This is a genomic window from Serratia aquatilis (assembly GCF_044865145.1).
In the GTDB taxonomy this organism is placed as follows: Bacteria; Pseudomonadota; Gammaproteobacteria; order Enterobacterales; family Enterobacteriaceae; genus Chania; species Chania aquatilis.
In genome coordinates this window covers 12150-31179 of sequence record NZ_CP173186.1, presented here as the reverse complement: position 1 = coordinate 31179, position 19030 = coordinate 12150, and the positions used below count along the sequence as shown (strand labels likewise).

At 51.0% G+C, this 19030-nt stretch carries 14 protein-coding genes; 8 read left to right on the top strand and 6 right to left on the bottom strand.

All coding sequences use genetic code 11. The annotated features are described in order from the left end of the window. Nucleotides 1-92 precede the first annotated feature (92 nt). The 4 genes from glyS to SAQUA_RS00110 all read right to left on the bottom strand — a co-directional run bounded on the left by glyS (nucleotide 93) and on the right by SAQUA_RS00110 (nucleotide 6814). Nucleotides 93-2162 carry a glycine--tRNA ligase subunit beta gene (gene glyS, locus SAQUA_RS00125; RefSeq protein ID WP_380679288.1) on the bottom strand — a complete coding sequence of 690 codons (2070 nt, stop codon included), beginning with the start codon at nucleotides 2160-2162 and terminating at the stop codon, nucleotides 93-95. Nucleotides 2163-2171: 9 nt separating this feature from the next. Further along, nucleotides 2172-3080 (bottom strand): glycine--tRNA ligase subunit alpha, encoded by a 909-nt coding sequence (glyQ, locus tag SAQUA_RS00120; protein ID WP_142008735.1) that lies wholly within the window; start codon nucleotides 3078-3080, stop codon nucleotides 2172-2174. 180 nt (nucleotides 3081-3260) lie between these two features. Further along, nucleotides 3261-4004 carry an autoinducer binding domain-containing protein gene (locus SAQUA_RS00115; protein ID WP_380679292.1) on the bottom strand — a complete coding sequence of 248 codons (744 nt, stop codon included), beginning with the start codon at nucleotides 4002-4004 and terminating at the stop codon, nucleotides 3261-3263. Nucleotides 4005-4825: 821 nt separating this feature from the next. Next, a complete protein-coding gene (locus tag SAQUA_RS00110) occupies nucleotides 4826-6814 on the bottom strand; it encodes an autotransporter outer membrane beta-barrel domain-containing protein (RefSeq protein ID WP_380679295.1) in 1989 nt (662 codons plus the stop codon). Nucleotides 6815-7057: 243 nt separating this feature from the next. Here SAQUA_RS00110 and SAQUA_RS00105 point away from each other — a divergent pair, with 243 nt between their 5' ends. The 5 genes from SAQUA_RS00105 (at nucleotide 7058) to SAQUA_RS00085 (ending at nucleotide 11636) form a co-directional block, all read left to right on the top strand. Next, nucleotides 7058-7630 carry a DNA-3-methyladenine glycosylase I gene (locus SAQUA_RS00105; RefSeq protein ID WP_380679298.1) on the top strand — a complete coding sequence of 191 codons (573 nt, stop codon included), beginning with the start codon at nucleotides 7058-7060 and terminating at the stop codon, nucleotides 7628-7630. Then, complete coding sequence (locus SAQUA_RS00100; RefSeq protein WP_380679301.1) at nucleotides 7618-8073, top strand: N-acetyltransferase; 456 nt, start codon at nucleotides 7618-7620, stop codon at nucleotides 8071-8073. Before SAQUA_RS00105 ends, SAQUA_RS00100 begins: the two co-directional genes overlap by 13 nt. 284 nt (nucleotides 8074-8357) lie before the next feature. Then, a complete protein-coding gene (locus SAQUA_RS00095; protein WP_380679304.1) occupies nucleotides 8358-8873 on the top strand; it encodes an NlpC/P60 family protein in 516 nt (171 codons plus the stop codon). A gap of 739 nt (nucleotides 8874-9612) precedes the next feature. Continuing rightward, on the top strand, nucleotides 9613-10266 hold the full coding sequence (locus SAQUA_RS00090) for a potassium channel family protein (RefSeq protein ID WP_380679307.1): 654 nt from the start codon (nucleotides 9613-9615) through the stop codon (nucleotides 10264-10266). A 2-nt stretch (nucleotides 10267-10268) separates the two neighbouring features. After that, nucleotides 10269-11636 carry a TrkH family potassium uptake protein gene (locus SAQUA_RS00085; RefSeq protein ID WP_380679310.1) on the top strand — a complete coding sequence of 456 codons (1368 nt, stop codon included), beginning with the start codon at nucleotides 10269-10271 and terminating at the stop codon, nucleotides 11634-11636. A 98-nt stretch (nucleotides 11637-11734) separates the two neighbouring features. On the opposite strand, the gene SAQUA_RS00080 is transcribed toward SAQUA_RS00085, so the two are convergent. Continuing rightward, nucleotides 11735-12649: a LysR substrate-binding domain-containing protein gene (locus tag SAQUA_RS00080; RefSeq protein ID WP_380679313.1), complete on the bottom strand. Its 915-nt coding sequence runs from the start codon at nucleotides 12647-12649 to the stop codon at nucleotides 11735-11737. A gap of 184 nt (nucleotides 12650-12833) precedes the next feature. Here SAQUA_RS00080 and SAQUA_RS00075 point away from each other — a divergent pair, with 184 nt between their 5' ends. The 3 genes from SAQUA_RS00075 (at nucleotide 12834) to SAQUA_RS00065 (ending at nucleotide 17267) form a co-directional block, all read left to right on the top strand. Then, nucleotides 12834-13610: an SDR family NAD(P)-dependent oxidoreductase gene (locus tag SAQUA_RS00075; protein ID WP_380679316.1), complete on the top strand. Its 777-nt coding sequence runs from the start codon at nucleotides 12834-12836 to the stop codon at nucleotides 13608-13610. Between the two features lie 203 nt (nucleotides 13611-13813). Continuing rightward, nucleotides 13814-15880: an alpha-amylase gene (locus SAQUA_RS00070; RefSeq protein ID WP_380679319.1), complete on the top strand. Its 2067-nt coding sequence runs from the start codon at nucleotides 13814-13816 to the stop codon at nucleotides 15878-15880. A gap of 133 nt (nucleotides 15881-16013) precedes the next feature. Continuing rightward, nucleotides 16014-17267, top strand: coding sequence for a valine--pyruvate transaminase (locus SAQUA_RS00065; RefSeq protein ID WP_380679322.1), 1254 nt, complete (start codon nucleotides 16014-16016; stop codon nucleotides 17265-17267). A 39-nt stretch (nucleotides 17268-17306) separates the two neighbouring features. Here the strand turns inward: SAQUA_RS00065 and SAQUA_RS00060 are convergent, their stop codons facing one another. Further along, nucleotides 17307-18965 carry a putative transporter gene (locus SAQUA_RS00060; RefSeq protein ID WP_380679325.1) on the bottom strand — a complete coding sequence of 553 codons (1659 nt, stop codon included), beginning with the start codon at nucleotides 18963-18965 and terminating at the stop codon, nucleotides 17307-17309. Nucleotides 18966-19030 lie beyond the last annotated feature (65 nt).

Sequence of the window (19030 nt, the reverse complement as noted above, 5' to 3'; positions counted from 1 at the left end):
GCCGTTACGACCCCATCGGCACGCTCTCCCTAATAACGGGGTTTGTCAGCAGTCTGAAGCGCCCGCAGGCGCTTCTCTTTACGACTTAACCCTCACTGCAAAACGGAAATATCCGCTACCTGCAGGAACAGCTCACGCAGCTTACTCAACAACGTCAGACGGTTAACACGCAGCGCATCATCCTCTGCCATCACCATCACGCTATCAAAGAACGCATCAACGGTTTCACGCAGTGCAGCCAGCTCAACCAGAGCTTCCTGATAGCGGCCTTCGGCAAACAACGGCTGCAGCTTATCGCGCAACACCACCAGGTGTGTCGCCAACTTCAACTCGGCTGGCTCTTTCAATACCGAGGCACGAACCTGTTCCAGCAGCGTATCGTTGGACTTGGCCAGGATGTTGGAAACACGTTTGTTGGCCGCTGCCAGCGCCGCCGCTTCTTCCAGCGTGCGGAAGTGAGTGACCGCTTTTACCCGTGCATCGAAGTCTGCCGGTCTGGTTGGACGACGTGCCAATACGGCCTGGATAGTATCCACCGCATGGCCTTCCTCCTGATACCAGGCACGGAAGCGCCCCAACATAAAATCAACCACGTCATCCACTGCGTTGCTATTGGTCAGCTTGCTGCCGTAAAGGCGCACAGCCTCTTCGGTTAGCGTTTGCAAATCCAACGGCAGGTTTTTCTCAACAAGAATACGCAGCACGCCCAGCGCGGCGCGGCGCAGAGCAAACGGATCTTTATCGCCTTTCGGATGTTGCCCAATGCCGAATATCCCGGCCAGCGTATCCATTTTGTCGGCTATCGCCAGTGAACAGGCTACCAGCGATTGCGGCAGTGCATCACCGGCAAAGCGCGGCTGATACTGCTCGTTCAACGCAACGGCCACATCCTCAGATTCACCATCGTGGCGTGCGTAGTGCATGCCCATCACGCCCTGGGTGTCGGTGAACTCGAACACCATATTGGTCATCAGGTCACACTTCGACAACAGCCCAGCGCGGGTAGCGTGGTTGACATCAGCACCGATGTGACCGGCAATCCAACCCGCCAGCGCCTGAATACGATCGGTCTTGTCGCGCAGTGTCCCCAGTTGCTGTTGGAACAGCACGGTTTCCAGACGCGGCAGGTGGTCTTCCAGGCGTTTCTTGCGATCGGTATTGAAGAAGAATTCGGCATCAGCCAGACGCGGACGCACCACCTTCTCGTTACCAGAAATGATTTGCTGCGGATCTTTCGACTCAATATTGGCCACAAAGATAAAGTTTGGCAGCAGTTTGCCCGCGGCGTCATACACCGGGAAATACTTCTGATCGCCCTTCATGGTGTACACCAGCGCTTCCGCCGGTACTGCCAGGAATTTCTCTTCAAACTTGGCAGTCAGGACCACTGGCCACTCAACCAATGACGCCACTTCTTCCAGCAGGCTTTCACTCAGATCGGCTTTACCACCAATCTTCTGCGCCGCCAGCTCTGCGTCACGCTTGATTAGCGCCTTGCGAGCTGCGTAATCAGCGATCACTTTGCCACGTTCAAGCAGCAGTTGTGGGTACTGATCGGCGTTATCGATGGTGAACTCTGGCTCACCCATAAAGCGGTGGCCGCGGATCGTGCGGGCAGAGTCGATACCCAGTACGGTGCCAGGGATCAGTTCTGCGCCCAGCAGCATTGTTACAGTATGCACCGGACGGACGAACTGGGTTTCTTTATCGCCCCAGCGCATCAGTTTCGGAATTGGTAATTTTGACAAGGCGGTACTGACCATTCCTGCCAGCAGTTGCTGCGCGGATTGGCCCTTCACATGGGCGCGATACAGCAACCATTCACCTTTATCAGTGACCAGGCGTTCGGCCTGATCGACAGTGATACCGCAACCACGCGCCCAGCCTTCGGCCGCTTTGCTCGGATTGCCACTGGCATCAAACGCCTGGGCTAGCGCCGGGCCGCGCTTTTCAACCTCACGATCGGCCTGTGCGGCGCTCAGTGCGGCCACTTTCAGCGCCAGACGGCGCGGCGCGGCGAACCAGCTCACTTCGCCATGTTGCAGGCCAGCGTTATCCAGTTCAGCAGTAAAATTGGCGGCAAAAGCTTCTGCCAGTGAACGAAGAGCCTTCGGCGGCAGCTCTTCCGTGCCGATTTCCACCAGGAAAGTCTGTTGAGTCATAGCTGCCTCTTACTTCTTATTACACATTGGGAAACCCAGCGCTTCACGAGAAGCGTAGTAGGCCTCGGCAACGGCTTTGGTCAATGTGCGAATACGCAGAATATAACGCTGACGCTCGGTCACCGAGATTGCTTTGCGGGCATCCAGCAGGTTGAAGGTATGGGCAGCCTTGAGGATACGTTCGTAAGCCGGCAGTGGTAGCGGTTTTTCCAGTGCCAACAGCGTTTGTGCTTCCTTCTCGTACTGCTCGAAACAGGAGAACAGGAAATCCACATCGGCGTATTCGAAGTTATAGGTAGATTGCTCCACTTCGTTCTGGTGGAACACATCACCGTAAGTGGTTATTCCCAGCGGGCCGTTGCTCCAAACCAAATCGTAAACGCTATCCACACCCTGGATGTACATCGCCAGACGCTCAAGACCGTAGGTGATCTCTCCGGTAACCGGTTTGCACTCCAAACCACCCACCTGTTGGAAATAGGTGAACTGCGTAACTTCCATGCCGTTCAACCACACTTCCCAACCCAGCCCCCAGGCACCGAGCGTTGGGTTTTCCCAGTTGTCTTCCACAAAGCGGATGTCATGGATAGTGGGATCCATACCCAGTTCTTTCAATGAACCCAGATACAGTTCCTGAATATTTTCAGGCGAAGGCTTAATCACCACCTGGAACTGGTAGTAATGTTGCAGACGGTTTGGGTTTTCCCCGTAGCGACCATCGGTTGGACGGCGTGAGGGTTGCACATAGGCGGTCGCCATTGGCTCCGGGCCCAGTGCGCGCAGGCACGTCATAGGGTGAGAAGTTCCCGCGCCAACTTCCATGTCCAATGGTTGAACGATGGTACAGCCCTGGCGCGCCCAATAGTCCTGCAGTGTCAGGATCAGGCCCTGAAAGGTCTTGGTATCAAACTTTTGCATGTTGAATTCGCACGCGATACAAGTGGATTTAATAGAATGGGTCAGTATACCCGTTGACCGTAAGATATACAGCCAGAATCCGGCAACAAGTGGCAATCTTGGTGAAAAAGACCCATTAATGCCCGCTTTCAGGGCAGTTGAACCCAAGGCGGTGTCTCTTCACCGCCCATGAGCGGTAGATCACTTTTCCGCATCAAAATGGGTGGCGCTGATCAGCTTTAACTCGACGCCAAGCCTGATGGCATGCTTAGCATTGGTGACACCCAGCTTTTTTACCGCGTTACCCACATGGTATTTTATTGTCGTCAGCTTAAGCCCCAACATGGACGCAATTTCCTGATAGGACTTCCCGATACTTGCCAGGTAGAGCACTTCATTTTCACGCGCTGAAAAAATATCCTTACCATGCATTTTCTCAAAGTAACCGGTACTATTCAGTTCCTGGTATTGTGCCATTAATTTTTCATGCACTTTTATTAATAACATCTGTAGTTTGTTTTTATGTTTCTCCAAGTCATTTCTAACCTCTGAATTCTGAGGATCCAGAAAAAAAGAGAGGACGACGAGATTATAATGCTGGTCATGAAGTACAAAGGTATAGCCATTGATAATATTGTAATTTTTAGCCGCCTCAAAAATTTTCGAAAACTTCACCCCAGACTCTATAACAAGGTTCTCGTCCCAGGAAAACGGCGTGATACGATTGGAGGCCGTGATAAGAACAGGGTCGATAAACTGAAAGTTATTTTTTATGTAAATTTCGAGCCAATCGCTTCTGTTGGAGATGGCTGAAAAATTTGCCGGATTCTTTTTATCCATGATCGCATAGGCAAATTTTATATTATTAAACCTCTTAAGTTTTTCCTCTAGAATACCTTTAACTTCCTTATTAATAAACTTATCATTGAAGAACGATTTAGACATATACACCTCCATAAAAAAAGCAAAATGATAATAGCCATACCACTCGTCCACGGGCTAATATACCCAAAATAATTCGAGTTGCTTGTAGTATGAACAGTATAATCTCATTATACGAGGGGATAAAATATCTGCATTTAAATCGTACATCTAGGCTGTGTAGAGCACTTGCTAAAGAGCAGAACCATCAGATGGTAAAACAGGAGATTTAAGAAAACTCACTCAGGCAGGATAACGGCAACTGGGAAAGAAAATGGCAATACTATCTTATTGATTAAAAAGGATTCCCTGATGTTGGCAAAAATTTCATCAAGCGACTTTTTTCTCTAAATTTTTAGTTTTATTATTGCAAGGCACTCACCTTCAGCACCCTACTAAAGTATAGTAAAACACTATACTTTTTCTTCATGCAAGTAAATGGCTTGGGTAGTGTAGTCATTGCTCCAACAGCTCGAATTACAGGAAAAATCTGTATCTATAATCCTTAAAAAGGAAAAAAACCAGCCAGGAAAAACAACCAGATAAATCATTAATTCATTGAAATTAAACTTTTTATTTTTAATTTATGGACTGTATTAGCCAACCGGGAAAAAACTTCTGTTTTATGGCTGTTTTGTGATTTTTGTCACTTACGTGAGACGCTCAAACGCCGAGTGCAAACAAAAGGCTGTGGGCCTCATGTTACAGGAACACAGCCTATACCCAAAAAAATTCGAGTTGCTTGTAGGCGGCAAGCTTACGAGGCCCCAAGAGCATAGATAACTATGTGACTGGGATGAGTAAGCCCAGCCAACACCCATGCAGCTTGAAGGGCGACGGGTATATCAGAATCGAGCACTAATCCCAACGTTATACATAAACTGCTCGCCACTACTCAGGCCACCAGTTTGCGAAACGGTTGCAAAAGCACCGACCCGATCGGTCAGCGGCATATTCGCTCCCACAGTGACATCCACCCAATTATTATCCTGGCTCGCACTGTCGCGGGTAAATGACGTTTGCGTCGATTTCAGCCCACCACCAGCACGGTAAACGTCATCACCAAACTGGTGTTGATAACTCACCTCAGCGTAAGGGTTGAACATCCCCAGTTGAGAATCCATCCGCCAGCCCAAAGCCCCAATCTGCGAACGGTAAGTCTGATCGTTGAAACGCATCGCGGTGCTATCGTCGCCATTTTCGCTATAGCCGGAAACATTGCTGTAATCCCAGGCAAGCTGAGCCATCGGCCCGGTGGTCAAATACGCCGTGAGCGGTATGTCATAACCCGCAGTAACCCTTGCCCCCCACTGCTTACCGTCCGTCTCCCCCGTTTCCGTTCGCGTCAGCGTACCAAGCTGTATGCTGCGGCGTATGTCGTCATAATTGACGCTGGCATAGTGCAAATCCGCGTTCACCCACCCTTTCTCAAACAATGTCAGGGCGCTAAACGCAGATAAAAGTATCCCGCTAGCCTTGTATTCGTAACGGCTGGAGGGTTGCTGATTGTCACTGGAACCCGATATCAGGGCACCTATCAGCCAGTCGTCCGCCAGTTGGTAGTCCACCCCAACCGTCAGGTTATGCGTCGTGGCATCGCCATCCCCAGCCACCTTATTGGCCGCATAATCATAGCGTTGCCCCGCATAACCGCCGAAAACCCCGAGAGAGCCCTGTGGATTACCGCCAGATCGCAACTGCTGAAGTCGGCTATCAAGAGTGGCGCGGCTGTCACGCGCAACAGCAGCCGTTACCTGATTGAGAGCTACCGCCTGCGCCGGACCATCAAGCACCGCCTGGATATAATCGGCAATCAGTTGGTGAGCCCGTGGGCTAGGGTGAAAATGGTCGGCAAACAGATAAGACTGCTCGGTATTAAAGCCCGGCATTGATGAGCTGCACACCGACGAAGAGACACCGGCTGGGCAGGCCATACCGGCAGTATTGGTAAAACCAAACTGGTTCGGGTTGGCGATCGCCTCACCAAACAGTTTATTAATATCAACCCGTACAATATTGCCACCGCCCTGCGCCAGCAGACGATCTTCGCTTTGATTATAGAAATCGGTGAGTTGACCAGCCTGTTCGCTAAAACTGTCAAAAGCAGCGATAAGTTTCGCAGCAATTGTCTGTTGTACCAATGGATTAGTACTTGCCTGCTGTGCAGCAGCACTGAGTGCCTGATGGAGCCCCACCAGACGCGAGGCATTATCCGGTGTCACGATTGCATTGAGCTGGGCGTAAGCTGCATTTATTGCTGCTCCCTGTACCGGTCCTAGCGCCTGCTGGATAATCAGTTCCATCAATTGGGGCGTTGAACCAATATTCGGCACCGTGGGCACAATCACTGCTCCGGCACCGGCATTCAGTAAAGCGTGTACCTGCGTCGCTGCCGCTAAAGCACTGGTGAAAGCCACCTCTGGAGCCGTTACCGGATTAAGGGCCGCAGCCGCCAGATCGTTACCGCCAATCCAGTGAATGTATAAACTATCACCGTCGGCTCTACCATTAACCTGGGCAAGATAGCTACTCACCTGATCCTGAGTATTGTAAAACGGATTGAGCGCTGGCACGGCCACAGCCCCGCCAGCGGCATAGTTATAGCCACCATTGTCAGAAGCGACCAGCCCCCCACCTATTTGCTGACCAAGTATTTCGTCATACAGCAAATGCTGGTTACTGTCATAAGTAAAGCGTCCGTTATTACCGGTATCACTCAGGCTGTCGCCAAACACATAAAGTTGATCATATGCCTGTGCAGGAGCACCAAGGCAAAAAGCCAGAGCGACCGCGAGCTCTGCCAGACGAGGTAAGTAGCGTATTTTCAGAGGCATTAACAGGACTCCTACGAGCCAAAAGATGAAGGAAACAACCTTTTTTATCGTTGGTCGTTTTCCTCAATTTCCCACCGGCGGCGCTCAGGAGCAATTGAGACACAGCCTAATCAACCATGCTGTAAATATTGCGGGCTTTCACATAACGTCAAGCCGAGGGATGATAAAACGTGCGCGACCTTGCCAAAATGAAAGCATAAGGCGATATTACCTGTAAATAAACACAGCATAGGAAATACTATTATGGGCGACGAACGTTGCGGTTGGGTGACTACCGATCCGTTGTATCTTGAGTATCATGACAATGAATGGGGAAAGCCGACAACCAATGCACAAGAGCTATTCGAAATGCTTTGCCTTGAAGGCCAACAGGCAGGCCTTTCCTGGATCACCGTGCTGAAAAAGCGTGAAAATTACCGCCGTGCCTTCCATAACTTCGATCCGCAACGCGTCGCTGCCATGACCGAGCACGATGTAGAAATACTGCTGCAAGACAGTGGTATCATCCGCCATCGAGGCAAGATCGAAGCCATCATTACCAATGCCAAAGCCTATCTGACCATGGAAGCCGCAGGGGAAGACTTTGCCACTTTTATCTGGCAATTCGTTGAAGGAAAACCCCGGTTAAACAACTGGCAGGCGCTGAGCGAAGTGCCAGCCAAAACCGAGATTTCTGATGCCATGTCCAAAGCATTGAAAAAACGTGGCTTCAAATTTATCGGTTCCACCATCTGTTATGCCTTTATGCAGGCCAGTGGTCTGGTGAACGATCATCTTACCCATTGCATCTGTTACCCAAAACAATGCAAGGCGTGATCCGTAACGCCGTTCCGGCAGAACTTGAATCACTGATGTCATTGTGGCTGGAAAGCACTATCCGCGCACATCCGTTTGTTGCTACAGACTATTGGCAACAAAGTGCCCAATTGGTGCGTGAAAGTTATCTGCCACGTGCAATAACCTGGGTCTACCTGCACAACGGGCAGATAGCCGGCTTTATCAGCGTTCTTGAAGAGCGATTCATAGGTGCTTTATTCGTTGAACATCATTACCACGGTAAGGGTGTTGGGCAAGCGCTTATGGACTTCGTACAGCAACGCCACCGTTGGTTAAGTCTGGAGGTTTATGAGCAGAATCTGCGGGCCTGTCGCTTTTACCGCAAACAGGGTTTTCAGGAGGCACAGCGTTTATTCAATCAGGAAACCCAAGCTTACACACTGATCATGAACTGGGCCGCTGCAGATATCCGTTACCCTTAAAATGCAGATGTGGGCTGAACGCATCTGCTATTTGAACGGTAACAAGTAAAACGGTGTTGGCTGCGCCTGAGCTGTTGTTGGCTAGCGGCCCGCAACTAGAAAAACTTAAGCTATACAAATCAATTAACTAAATTAAAAAACATGATAGCATTACGGCCTTAAGAACAAAAAATAACCAAAAACAGATTGTTTTTTAATCCACCCCTGTATAGAATCGCGCCCTCATTAGGTCCAGACGGGCCGCGCGATCAAGGATAGCCACTTACATTCTCTCAGACGTTACTATGCTAAAAATTGTTTCTTCGTTTATTTTGACTTTGCTATTTACCTTTGCTGCTTCAGCATCCCCCGTACAGAATTTTATTAATTCTTCTTCTTTAAGCCAGATGTTAATCCCCCTGGATTCAGAGTTGAACGATGAGCCAGAGCTTAATAAAATTCTGACACATTACGTCGAATGGGAAGGCGTAAATTACAAGCTCGGTGGCAATTCAGCCAAAGGCATCGATTGTTCCGCCTACATGCAGCGCGTTTTTAAGGATGAGTTTTCCTTCAGCTTGCCAAGAAGTACAAGCGAACAGATAAAATTAGGCTCTCGGGTAGCTAAAGATGAGCTCGATACGGGTGATTTGCTGTTTTTCAAAACCTCATCACGGCAACTCCATGTCGGCGTATACATTGGCGAAGGTCAGTTTATTCACGCTTCAACCAGCGTAGGTGTGACTATTTCAAAACTGGATAACAGCTACTGGAAGGAACGTTACAAGCAGGCACGTCGCATTGATTATGCTACCGCGTAAACTCAGTTCCTGAATGGGCAACAGCCAGACTGGTTGTGCCCCAAAACCCTTTGTTATTTTTGTCATTCACGCTTAACACGCCATAACGTATTAAAATCAGTCTATTACCTGTAATTTTTTTATGCGCCACCACCGAAAGTCCCCCCGCCATCGTTGCTCCAACAGGCTTGCTTGCTATTTAACAGTACAGAACTAGATTTAGGCTGTGTCCCTTAATTGCACGCGAGCGCCGCTGGCGGTCATTTGCGCACAGGGCAAGGCGTGAGCCGCGAGGTTTGGTGGACCAAATAAGCGGCGAACAACGCCGCAATGCGCGCAAATGGCCCCAGCCCGTAGGGTCGCGCCCCAAAAGCCCGTTCTCTGTGTTGTCGGGTTTGAACAGAGGGCCACTCTGCCCTTCACCCTCCGCCTTGATAACGGGCTTTTGGGTCTGCGACGGCACCACGGGCAATTAAGGGACACAGCCTAGTGTAAATCGCCTTTTGCTGCCCTCAAATAAAACACGCTACCTTAAGTTGTAAACCGAGTAGCAGTGTCTGACAGACACTGAGGTTGATGACAAGGCTGCGATGCTGGGGGTAAAGTACACTTTCTGATAGCGATCAACGCTTGCCGGACCAGCCGCTAAGCATAGACGTTCTGAATTACCGTTGGGAATGACATCCCAGGTTTCTGGGTAAGCAGCATTCAGCTTGAGAAATCTATTTTCGTTCGCTGCATAATGCATGGAGCTATTTTTATGGCACAGTTTGCCGTTATTGGCCTTGGAAGGTTCGGTTCCACGGTTTCTCTTGAGTTGACCCGCCTTGGACATCAGGTTTTGGGTGTCGACTCTGAGCCAAAATTTATCAATCGACTGGCAGATAAACTCAGCTATGCCGTTATTGCCGATGCAACGGATGAGCAAGCGCTGGCCGAGCTCGATTTACTTCGCTACGACGCGGTTGTCGTCGCCATTGGTGAAGACCTGGAAGCCAGTATTCTGTGCGTTCTGCATCTTAAAAATCTGGGAGTACAGCAGCTCTGGGTCAAAGCCTGCTCCAATCCACACCACACTATTTTATCCCGCCTTGGGGTCAGCCGTATTATCCACCCAGAAGAAGAAATGGGCCTTAAAGTTGCCCAGGCTCTTAACTATCCAATGATCAACCAATATCTGTCACTGGGTAATAACCAATATTTGGTTGAAATATTGGTGCACAAACACCTTGAGGGCACGGTGCTGTCAGCGCTGTTGAAGAATTCCAGGCATGAGGTGAAAACAGTACTGGTAAAGAGGCACAGCGAATTGGTCGCGCCAGTGCCAGATGATTTTATTTTAGCAACCGATGACTGCCTGGTTTTAGCCGGACCACTGTCAATGTTGAAATCACTGGCACCACGGTTGGTCTAACAATGAAGAATTGGTTACCACAACGTCTGCCTTATTTGCGTAGCACTAAGCATCCGGCGCGTTCACTGACACTCAGCCCACCAGCCGTATTAGCAATCGGGTTTCTGATACTGGTTTTGATAGGCTGCCTGCTTTTACTGTTACCTGCGGCCACGCATAAGCCCCTAACGGTGCTGCAAGCGCTTTTTACCTCCACTTCCGCCGTTACCGTTACCGGTCTGGCGGTAGTGGATACTGGCTCCCAGTTCACACTGTTTGGTCAGATTGTTATTGCTTTACTGATTCAAGCTGGCGGGCTGGGGTTTATGACCTTTGCTGTGGTAGCGGCAATCAGCCTTGGGGTCAAAATCGGCCTTTCCCAGCAAAAGATTGCTCAAGAAGCGTTGAACCAAACGTCACTGGCTCAGGTGACTCAAACGGCTAAAGCGGTATTGATCTATTCAGTGGTCATTGAGCTGATCGGCATCTTCCTGCTTACCGTCATATGGTGGCCTGAGTATGGTCTCAGCAACGCGCTCTATCGCGGTTTTTTTTACACTATCTCTGCTTTTAATAATGCTGGCTTTGCCTTGGATAGCGATAGCCTGACGCGCTACGCGGGCAGCGTACCAGTGAATCTGGTGATCACAGCGTTGTTTATTATTGGTGGTATTGGTTTCTCGGTGCTGATAGATCTCAAAAAACGCCGCTCTTGGCATAAGCTGAGCACCAACACACGCGTTATTCTGCTGGCGACATTAATAATCAATCTATTGGCTTTTTGCCTGATATGGCTGTTGGAAGCCAGAAACCCGGCCACCTTGGGGAATATGCCAGTTAAAGAGCAAATGCTTGCCGCCTGGTTTCAGGCGGTTACGCCGAGAACAGCGGGCTTCAATACCCTTGATTACGGTGCGATGACAGATGCCAGTAACATATTGACCTTACTGCTGATGTTTATTGGTGGTGGTTCTTTGAGTACTGCCAGTGGCATCAAGTTAGGGACTTTTGTGATCCTGATTATGGCAACTTACACCTTTTTACGGCGGCGGGATGAAGTCACCATCATGCAACGTACCGTGCCACACACCCAGGTGCTAAAAGCGTTGGCTCTGGTTTTTATTTCAATGGGTTTTGTCTTTTTCAGCACATTTATGCTTTCCATTACTGAGCGGGCACCATTGATGGACATTGCCTTTGAGGTAGTTTCCGCACTGAGTACCGTTGGCTTATCACGTGGGTTGACCGCAGATTTAAGCTCTACAGGGCAACTGCTGATTATTATGCTGATGATTACGGGTAGGCTTGGACCACTGACGTTGGCCTATTTTCTCGCCACGCCGAAGAAAAAGCGTATCCGTTATGCAGAAACCCAGATCCAGATTGGTTAATTTGTGGAGGCAACGGCTAAATCATCCCTGTTCTACCGTAGATTTTCTGTGTCGTAATCATGTATCGATGAGCAAAGGGATAGGACCTGTTATATATCCTACCCCTGCTCTGATTTCACATCCTGTATCAACCAGTCGTAGAAGATTTTGACTTCAGGGCGCATTCCAGCATGTTGTTGGGTGACAATATAGTAGGACCATGCCAACGGCCAGCGCTGCTCTGGGTGGAGCTGTTGCAACTGCCCTTGCATAATCAGCTGTTTTACCAATGCCAGTCTGACGATAGCAACACCTCGCCCACTAAGCGCTGCCAGAATAACCGCCGACGTGGAGTTAATATGAAGCGTACTTTCCAATGCCGGAGGGGCATTAGCTGCCGCCAGCACTTCGTCCCAGGTTGGAAAGTTAGCACCAGGATGCGGAGTGTCATCATGAATAAGTTTCTGTGATGCCAGCCATTCACCGCAACGTTCCTTTACCGGCGGCATAATTTGCGGGCTGCAGACCAGAACGGCTTCCTCATCCATGAGCCAGGTCTTTTCAACTCCAGGCCAGTCCCCCTTTCCGCAACGGATCCCCAGATCTGCCTCTCCGTGTGGAACATCCATCAGCTTTTCCGTTACGTTAAGGCGTAGGTCTATATTCTCATGGGTTGCCGAAAATCTATTCAACCGCTCCATCAACCAATTCATAACCAGGACTTGTGAAGCCGTCAGCAGGACGACAGAGCGTGCACGACGCCCTCGAAGCTTGTTCAACCCCTTTTCCAGGCTGTCCAACCCCAACGAAATATCCTGCAAAGCATCCTGCGCTTCAGCAACTAGTGTCAGGCGCTCTTTACCCGATCGGGAGCGATGGAGTAGCGGATGCCCCACCCAGTCTTCCAATGCTCTCACCAATTGGCCGACAGCGGCAGGCGTAACACCCAGTTCTTCAGCTGCACCGGTAAAACTGCCATATCGAGCGGTAGCCTCAAAGGCTTGTAGCCATTTAAGTCTGTTTAGCGATCGCATTGTGTCCCCCAACGGCTTTTTCATCAGTATCGTTCAGCTTTAGCGCAACGAGAAAGATTTTCTTTTCCGTCTGGTTATTTCTTCTCATTCGTCGCAAAGAAACCGCTGTGACATGATTCGCTCACTCGATAAGGCGGATACGACTCCACCTTTGATAACAAACATCATTCAATAGCAGGCAGCAATGAACACATTATTCTCCGGTAAAAAACTTTTAGTTGTTGGCGGTACAAGCGGTATGGGATTTGAGACCGCAAAACTGGTTCTCAAAAATGGCGGTAGTGTGGTGCTGGTCGGCAACCGCGCAGACAAGGCTGAACAGGCACGCCAGGATCTGACAAATATTGGCGATGTAGCCATTATCGTCGCAGACCTAATGCAAGAAGAGGGTATGCGGCAGGTTATGGAGACCATTAACGCTGAGCATAGGGATATCAGTCTGATGGTCAATGCCGCCGGTGTGTTCTTTCCTAAGCCATTTATTGAGCATGAAACTTCAGACTACGATATGTATATGAACATCAACCGCGCGTCATTCTTCATCACCCGAGATGTGGTGCGCAATATGGTTGAGGCCGGTATCCAAGGCTCTATCGTAAATATTGGCTCCATGTGGGCTCAGCAGGCCATCGGGGCTACGCCATCATCTGCATACTCGATGGCAAAATCAGGGCTGCATGCACTGACGAGAAACCTGGCGATTGAATTAGGCGGCAATGGTATCCGCGTTAATGCCGTATCACCCGCAGTGGTGCATACTCCGATCTATGACGGATTCATTCCGAAGGATGATGTCCAAGGGGTGATGAACAGCTTTAACAGCTTCCACCCAATTGGCCGCGTAGGGACGCCGGTTGATGTGGCAGAGGCTGTGGCTTTCCTCCTTTCCGATAAAGCAGGTTGGGTAACCGGCGCTATCTGGGACGTGGATGGTGGCGTTATGGCTGGCCGCAACGTCTGATAAAAAGCCGTACGAGTAACAGCCCACTCGTGCGGCATTTAGCCCTCCACGCTACTCAGATTAAAAATCCTGGTGTATCAAGCATCTCCCCCTTCCCCCTCCACCCCCAAATTCCTGTCCTGGGATGAGGCGATTTTCTCTCCATTACGCAAACTAGCCCTTACCCTACGAAAAAACGCTTCCTGCCATGCGTAAGGAGAGCCATGAAACGCCTGACATTTCCTCTACTGATGTTACTTTCACCCGCAGCACTGGCCAACTGGACGCTACAAGGCTTTCCGGCCTTCAGCGAGTCCACCAGCGGTTTATTTACCAGCCAGGCAACGCTGCCAAAGGGGCAAAGACCGCTACAACTCTATCAGGACAAGCAGTGCTGGCAACCGAACGGTGCCATTAAACTGAACCAGACGCTGTCCTTACAACCCTGCAGTGATGCTACTCCCGCCAGTTGGCGACTGTTCCGTGACGGTGACTATCAGATCAGTATCGACACCCGCAGCGGTACGCCAACCTTGCAGCTCAGCATGAAAGCCGAGCCTGAAAAAACCGTAGCGGCAGTAGCTAAAACCTGCCAACGCTGGGATGGGCAACCCATAACGGTAGCGGTAAATGGAACCTTTGCCGAAGGCGAAACGGTACGTGATTTTTACTCCGGCCAAACTGCTACTGTGGTTCAGGGTAAGATCACCTTGCAACCTGCGGCTAACAGTGGTGGCCTGCTATTGCTGGAGTCCGGTAATACAGCGCCGCAAGCCGCTTTCAACTGGCATAATGCCACGGTGTATTTTGTCCTGACCGATCGCTTTGAAAACGGTAACCCGGCCAACGATCATAGCTATGGCCGCCGCAGTGACGGTATGCAGGAGATCGGCACGTTTCACGGTGGCGATCTCGCCGGGTTAACGCAAAAACTGGATTACTTACAAAAATTGGGAGTCAACGCTCTCTGGATCAGCTCGCCGCTGGAACAAATTCACGGCTGGGTTGGCGGAGGAACCAAAGGCGATTTCCCTCACTATGCCTATCACGGCTACTACCCCCTGGACTGGACCAAACTTGATGCCAATATGGGCAGTGAGGAGGATCTGCGTAATCTGGTAGAACAGGCCCACCTGCGCGGTATCCGTATTCTGTTTGATGTGGTGGTCAATCACGTCGGCTATGCCACCCTGGCCGATATGCAGCAGTTTCAGTTCGGGTCGCTATACCTGAAGGGCGACGAAGCAGCAAAAACCCTGGGCAAAAACTGGGGCGATTGGCAACCAGGGCCAGGCCAGAGCTGGCATAGCTTCAACGACTACATTAACTTCAGTGATAAAGAAGGCTGGGAAAACTGGTGGGGCAAGAACTGGGTCCGTACCGATATCGGTGATTACGACTCACCGGGCTTTAACGATCTGACCATGTCATTGGCCTTTCTTCCGGACATCAAAACCGAAGCGCCCGGCCCAAGCGGTTTACCGCTGTTCTTCCGGCATAAACCCGACACTGCGGCCCGAGAAATTCCTGGTGCTACCGCCCGTGACTATCTGACTATCTGGCTCAGCCAGTGGGTACGCGACTATGGGATTGATGGTTTTCGCGTCGACACCGCCAAGCATGTTGAAAAACCTACGCTGGCGCTGCTGAAACAGCGCGCCGCCAAAGCATTAGCGGAGTGGAAGGCTGCCAATCCCAAGCTGGCGCTGGACGATGCTCCATTCTGGATGACTGGCGAAGCCTGGGGCCATGGGGTAATGAAAAGTGATTATTACCAGAATGGCTTTGACGCCATGATTAACTTCGATTTTCAGGATCAGGCCGCCCAGGCACTGGGATGCTTCTCCAATATCGATACCACCTATCAGCAGATGGCAGACAAGCTGCAAGGCTTCAACGTCCTCAGCTACCTTTCCTCGCACGATACACGGCTGTTCTTCACCAACGATGCCAAAGGCTCTGTGCCTTTGCAGCAACGGGCGGCAGATTTGCTGTTATTAGCGCCGGGGGCGGTACAGATCTATTACGGCGATGAAAGTGGCCGTGCGTTTGGCCCGACCGGTTCTGACCCATTCCAGGGCACGCGCTCCGATATGAATTGGGGCGAACTGCAAGGAGCTAAAGCGCCGTTGCTGGCACATTGGCAGGTATTAGGCCAGTTCCGTGCCCGCCACCCGGCAATTGGCTCTGGTACGCAACAGTCACAGCAGACAGCCGATTACTATGCTTTTAGCCGACAGCATGAAGGCGATAAGCTGATGGTGGTATGGGCTGGCGATCGGTCACAATAAATCAGCGTATTATGCTACTGAATACCCGCTGGGGAACATATCTCCCCGGCGGGTGATTAATCCGTCACATTGCACCCGCATTTATCTGACGGTATGGTGGGGTTAACTTGCCAATAACAAATCTGCTGCATCTATGACTTTTTCACTTTTCGGCGACAAATTTACCCGTTATGCGGGCATTACCCGTTTAATGGACGACATGAATGAAGGCCTGCGAACTCCAGGCGCAATCATGCTTGGCGGTGGTAACCCGGCGCAAATTCCAGAGATGGAAAGCTACTTTACCCAGTTATGTCAGGAGATGCTCGATCAGGGCAAGCTGACCGAGGCGCTGTGTAACTACGATGGGCCGCAAGGCAAAGATACCTTGCTGAAAGCCCTGGCTAACCTACTGCAGGAAGAGCTCGGTTGGCAGATTGAACCGCAGAATATTGCACTGACAAACGGCAGCCAAAGCGCGTTTTTCTACTTATTCAACCTGTTCGCTGGCCGCTACGCCGATGGTAGCCGCCGCCGAGTACTGTTCCCGTTAGCGCCGGAATACATCGGTTATGCAGATGCCGGGCTGGATGACGGACTGTTTGTCTCCGCCAAGCCGAACATCGAACTGCTACCCGATGGCCAATTCAAGTATCACGTCGATTTTGAACATCTTAACATCGGCGACGATATCGGTATGATTTGCGTTTCGCGCCCCACCAACCCGACCGGTAACGTGATCACCGATGAAGAGCTGATGAAGCTCGATTTACTGGCGCAGCAGCGAGATATTCCGCTGGTGATCGACAACGCCTATGGCGTCCCTTTCCCCGGCATTATCTTCAGTGACGCCACGCCGCTGTGGAACCCCAATATCATTTTGTGCATGAGCCTGTCCAAGCTCGGCTTGCCAGGTTCACGCTGTGGCATCGTCATTGCTGACGAAAAAGTCATCACTGCGCTGACCAATATGAACGGTATCATCAGCCTTTCCCCTGGCAGTATCGGTCCTGCGTTAGCGACAGCAATGATTGAGCGTGGCGATCTACTGCGCCTGTCCAATGAGGTGATCCGCCCGTTCTACAAACAGCGCGTTGAGCAGGCTATTGGCATCCTCCGACGTTATCTGTCGCCGGAACGCTGCCTGATCCACAAGCCAGAAGGGGCTATCTTCCTCTGGCTGTGGTTTAAAGATCTGCCCATCACCACCGAGCTGCTTTACCAGCGCCTGAAAAAGCGGGGCGTGCTGATGGTGCCTGGGCACTACTTCTTCCCTGGATTGGAGCATGAATGGCCCCATACGCACCAATGCATGCGCATGAACTATGTCCCTGATCCGGAAAGTATTGAACGTGGTGTGATGATCCTGGCAGAAGAGATTGAACGCGCACATCAGGAAGGGGGTTAAGGCGTGACAGGGGCTCTGCAACAGAGCCCCTTTCTGTTATTACATCGCCCAGAACAGGACTGCCAGCAACTGCGGTGACATAATGCGCAGGAACATAGCCAGCGGATACACCGTGGCATATGAAAGCGCCGCAGCGCCGCTGGTTGGGTGCAAACCGTTAGCGAAGGCCAATGCCGGAGGATCGGTCATTGAACCCGCCAGCATACCGGAGAGCGTAAGGTAGTTCATCTTACCCACCACCCTGGCAAGAACTCCCACGGTAATCAACGGAATGGAGGTGATCAATGCACCATAGCCGATCCACGCCAGCCCCTCGCCGTGGACCAGAGTATCGACAAAATTCCCCCCAGACTTCAGCCCAACCACCGCCAGGAACAACACGATCCCCAGTTCACGTAACGCCAGGTTAGCACTCGGCGGCATAAACCAGTAAAGCTTGCCAATGCTGCCTATACGCCCGAGGATCAGCGCTACCACCAGCGGACCGCCTGCCAGCCCCAAGCGCAACGCCGCCGGAAATCCGGGGATAAACAGCGGAATGGAACCCAATAACACGCCAAGACCGATACCAATAAAGACCGGCAGCATTTGCACCTGTTGCAGCTTTTGCTTGGCATTACCCACAATCGCCGCCACCGCCTCGATAGATTCAGGCCGACCAACCAGGTTGAGAATGTCCCCGAACTGTAGCGTAACATTGTTGCCAGCCACCAGTTCAACCCCGGCACGATTAAGGCGTGAAACCACCACATCGTATTTCTGCTTGAAATCCAGATCGCGGATTTTTTTACCCAGCACCTTCTCGTTAGTCACCACCGCTCGCACCACTTGCAGCGCTGTCCCCCGCGTAGAGAGCGAAACATCCACCTCTTCACCGATCACCAGCCGGGCGTTTTCCAGTTCCTCCCGTTTGCCAACCAGATGCAGGAAATCCCCAAGCTCCAGCTTTTCGTGTGGAGCGGGAACCATCAGCAAATCGCCCCGCTTCAGGCGCGAGCAAATGATCTCATCACTGTTGAGCAGCGGTACGTTCTTGATTGCAATCCCCTGCAAATTGGGATTACGCACCGCGACGTTCATGGTTTGCAGCAGCTCACGGTTGTTACCCAGGCTGTCTTCGAAGGCCTGCGCTTCCTGCTCAATATTGATCCGGAAGAACAGGCGGATAAGCCACATCACCAACAGGATGCCGCAAATACCGAACGGATAGGCCATTGCATAACCCATCCCCATACGGTTAACCAGCGCCGGATCGGAGCCCAGATCGGTAAGGATCTGTTGCCCTGCACCGAGCGCTGGGGTGTTGGTTACCGCACCAGAAAACACACCGAGAATGATCGGCAGTGGTACGGCAAACAGCTTGTGAACAATGGCCGCTACCACGCCCCCCACCAGCACCAACAGAATGGCAAAACCATTCAGCCGGAGGCCGGAGACGCGTAGAGACGAGAAGAAACCGGGACCAACCTGAATACCGATGGTATAAACAAACAGGATAAGACCGAACTCCTGAATAAAATGCAGCATGTCGCCATTGAGACTGATCTGGTTAGTCTGTGCAAAGTGCCCGACGATAATACCGCCGAACAACACGCCACCTATCCCTAAACCCACGCCATACACTTTCCAGTTGCCAATCCATAACCCGAGAATAGCCACCAACGCCAACATGCTGACGGTCAGGGCGATATCACTCATACGTCACATCCTTACCAGAAGTTTAACAATCGGTATGCGATTAAAAACACACAATTAATGGGGAT

Coding starts and splice junctions, on each gene's coding strand:
- SAQUA_RS00105 (WP_380679298.1), top strand. CDS start 7,058: ATGGGCGACGAACGTTGCGGTTGGGTGACTACCGATCCGTTGTATCTT.
- SAQUA_RS00090 (WP_380679307.1), top strand. CDS start 9,613: ATGGCACAGTTTGCCGTTATTGGCCTTGGAAGGTTCGGTTCCACGGTT.
- SAQUA_RS00060 (WP_380679325.1), bottom strand. CDS start 18,965: ATGAGTGATATCGCCCTGACCGTCAGCATGTTGGCGTTGGTGGCTATT.
- SAQUA_RS00065 (WP_380679322.1), top strand. CDS start 16,014: ATGACTTTTTCACTTTTCGGCGACAAATTTACCCGTTATGCGGGCATT.
- SAQUA_RS00115 (WP_380679292.1), bottom strand. CDS start 4,004: ATGTCTAAATCGTTCTTCAATGATAAGTTTATTAATAAGGAAGTTAAA.
- SAQUA_RS00100 (WP_380679301.1), top strand. CDS start 7,618: ATGCAAGGCGTGATCCGTAACGCCGTTCCGGCAGAACTTGAATCACTG.
- glyS (WP_380679288.1), bottom strand. CDS start 2,162: ATGACTCAACAGACTTTCCTGGTGGAAATCGGCACGGAAGAGCTGCCG.
- SAQUA_RS00080 (WP_380679313.1), bottom strand. CDS start 12,649: ATGCGATCGCTAAACAGACTTAAATGGCTACAAGCCTTTGAGGCTACC.
- glyQ (WP_142008735.1), bottom strand. CDS start 3,080: ATGCAAAAGTTTGATACCAAGACCTTTCAGGGCCTGATCCTGACACTG.
- SAQUA_RS00085 (WP_380679310.1), top strand. CDS start 10,269: ATGAAGAATTGGTTACCACAACGTCTGCCTTATTTGCGTAGCACTAAG.
- SAQUA_RS00070 (WP_380679319.1), top strand. CDS start 13,814: ATGAAACGCCTGACATTTCCTCTACTGATGTTACTTTCACCCGCAGCA.
- SAQUA_RS00110 (WP_380679295.1), bottom strand. CDS start 6,814: ATGCCTCTGAAAATACGCTACTTACCTCGTCTGGCAGAGCTCGCGGTC.
- SAQUA_RS00075 (WP_380679316.1), top strand. CDS start 12,834: ATGAACACATTATTCTCCGGTAAAAAACTTTTAGTTGTTGGCGGTACA.
- SAQUA_RS00095 (WP_380679304.1), top strand. CDS start 8,358: ATGCTAAAAATTGTTTCTTCGTTTATTTTGACTTTGCTATTTACCTTT.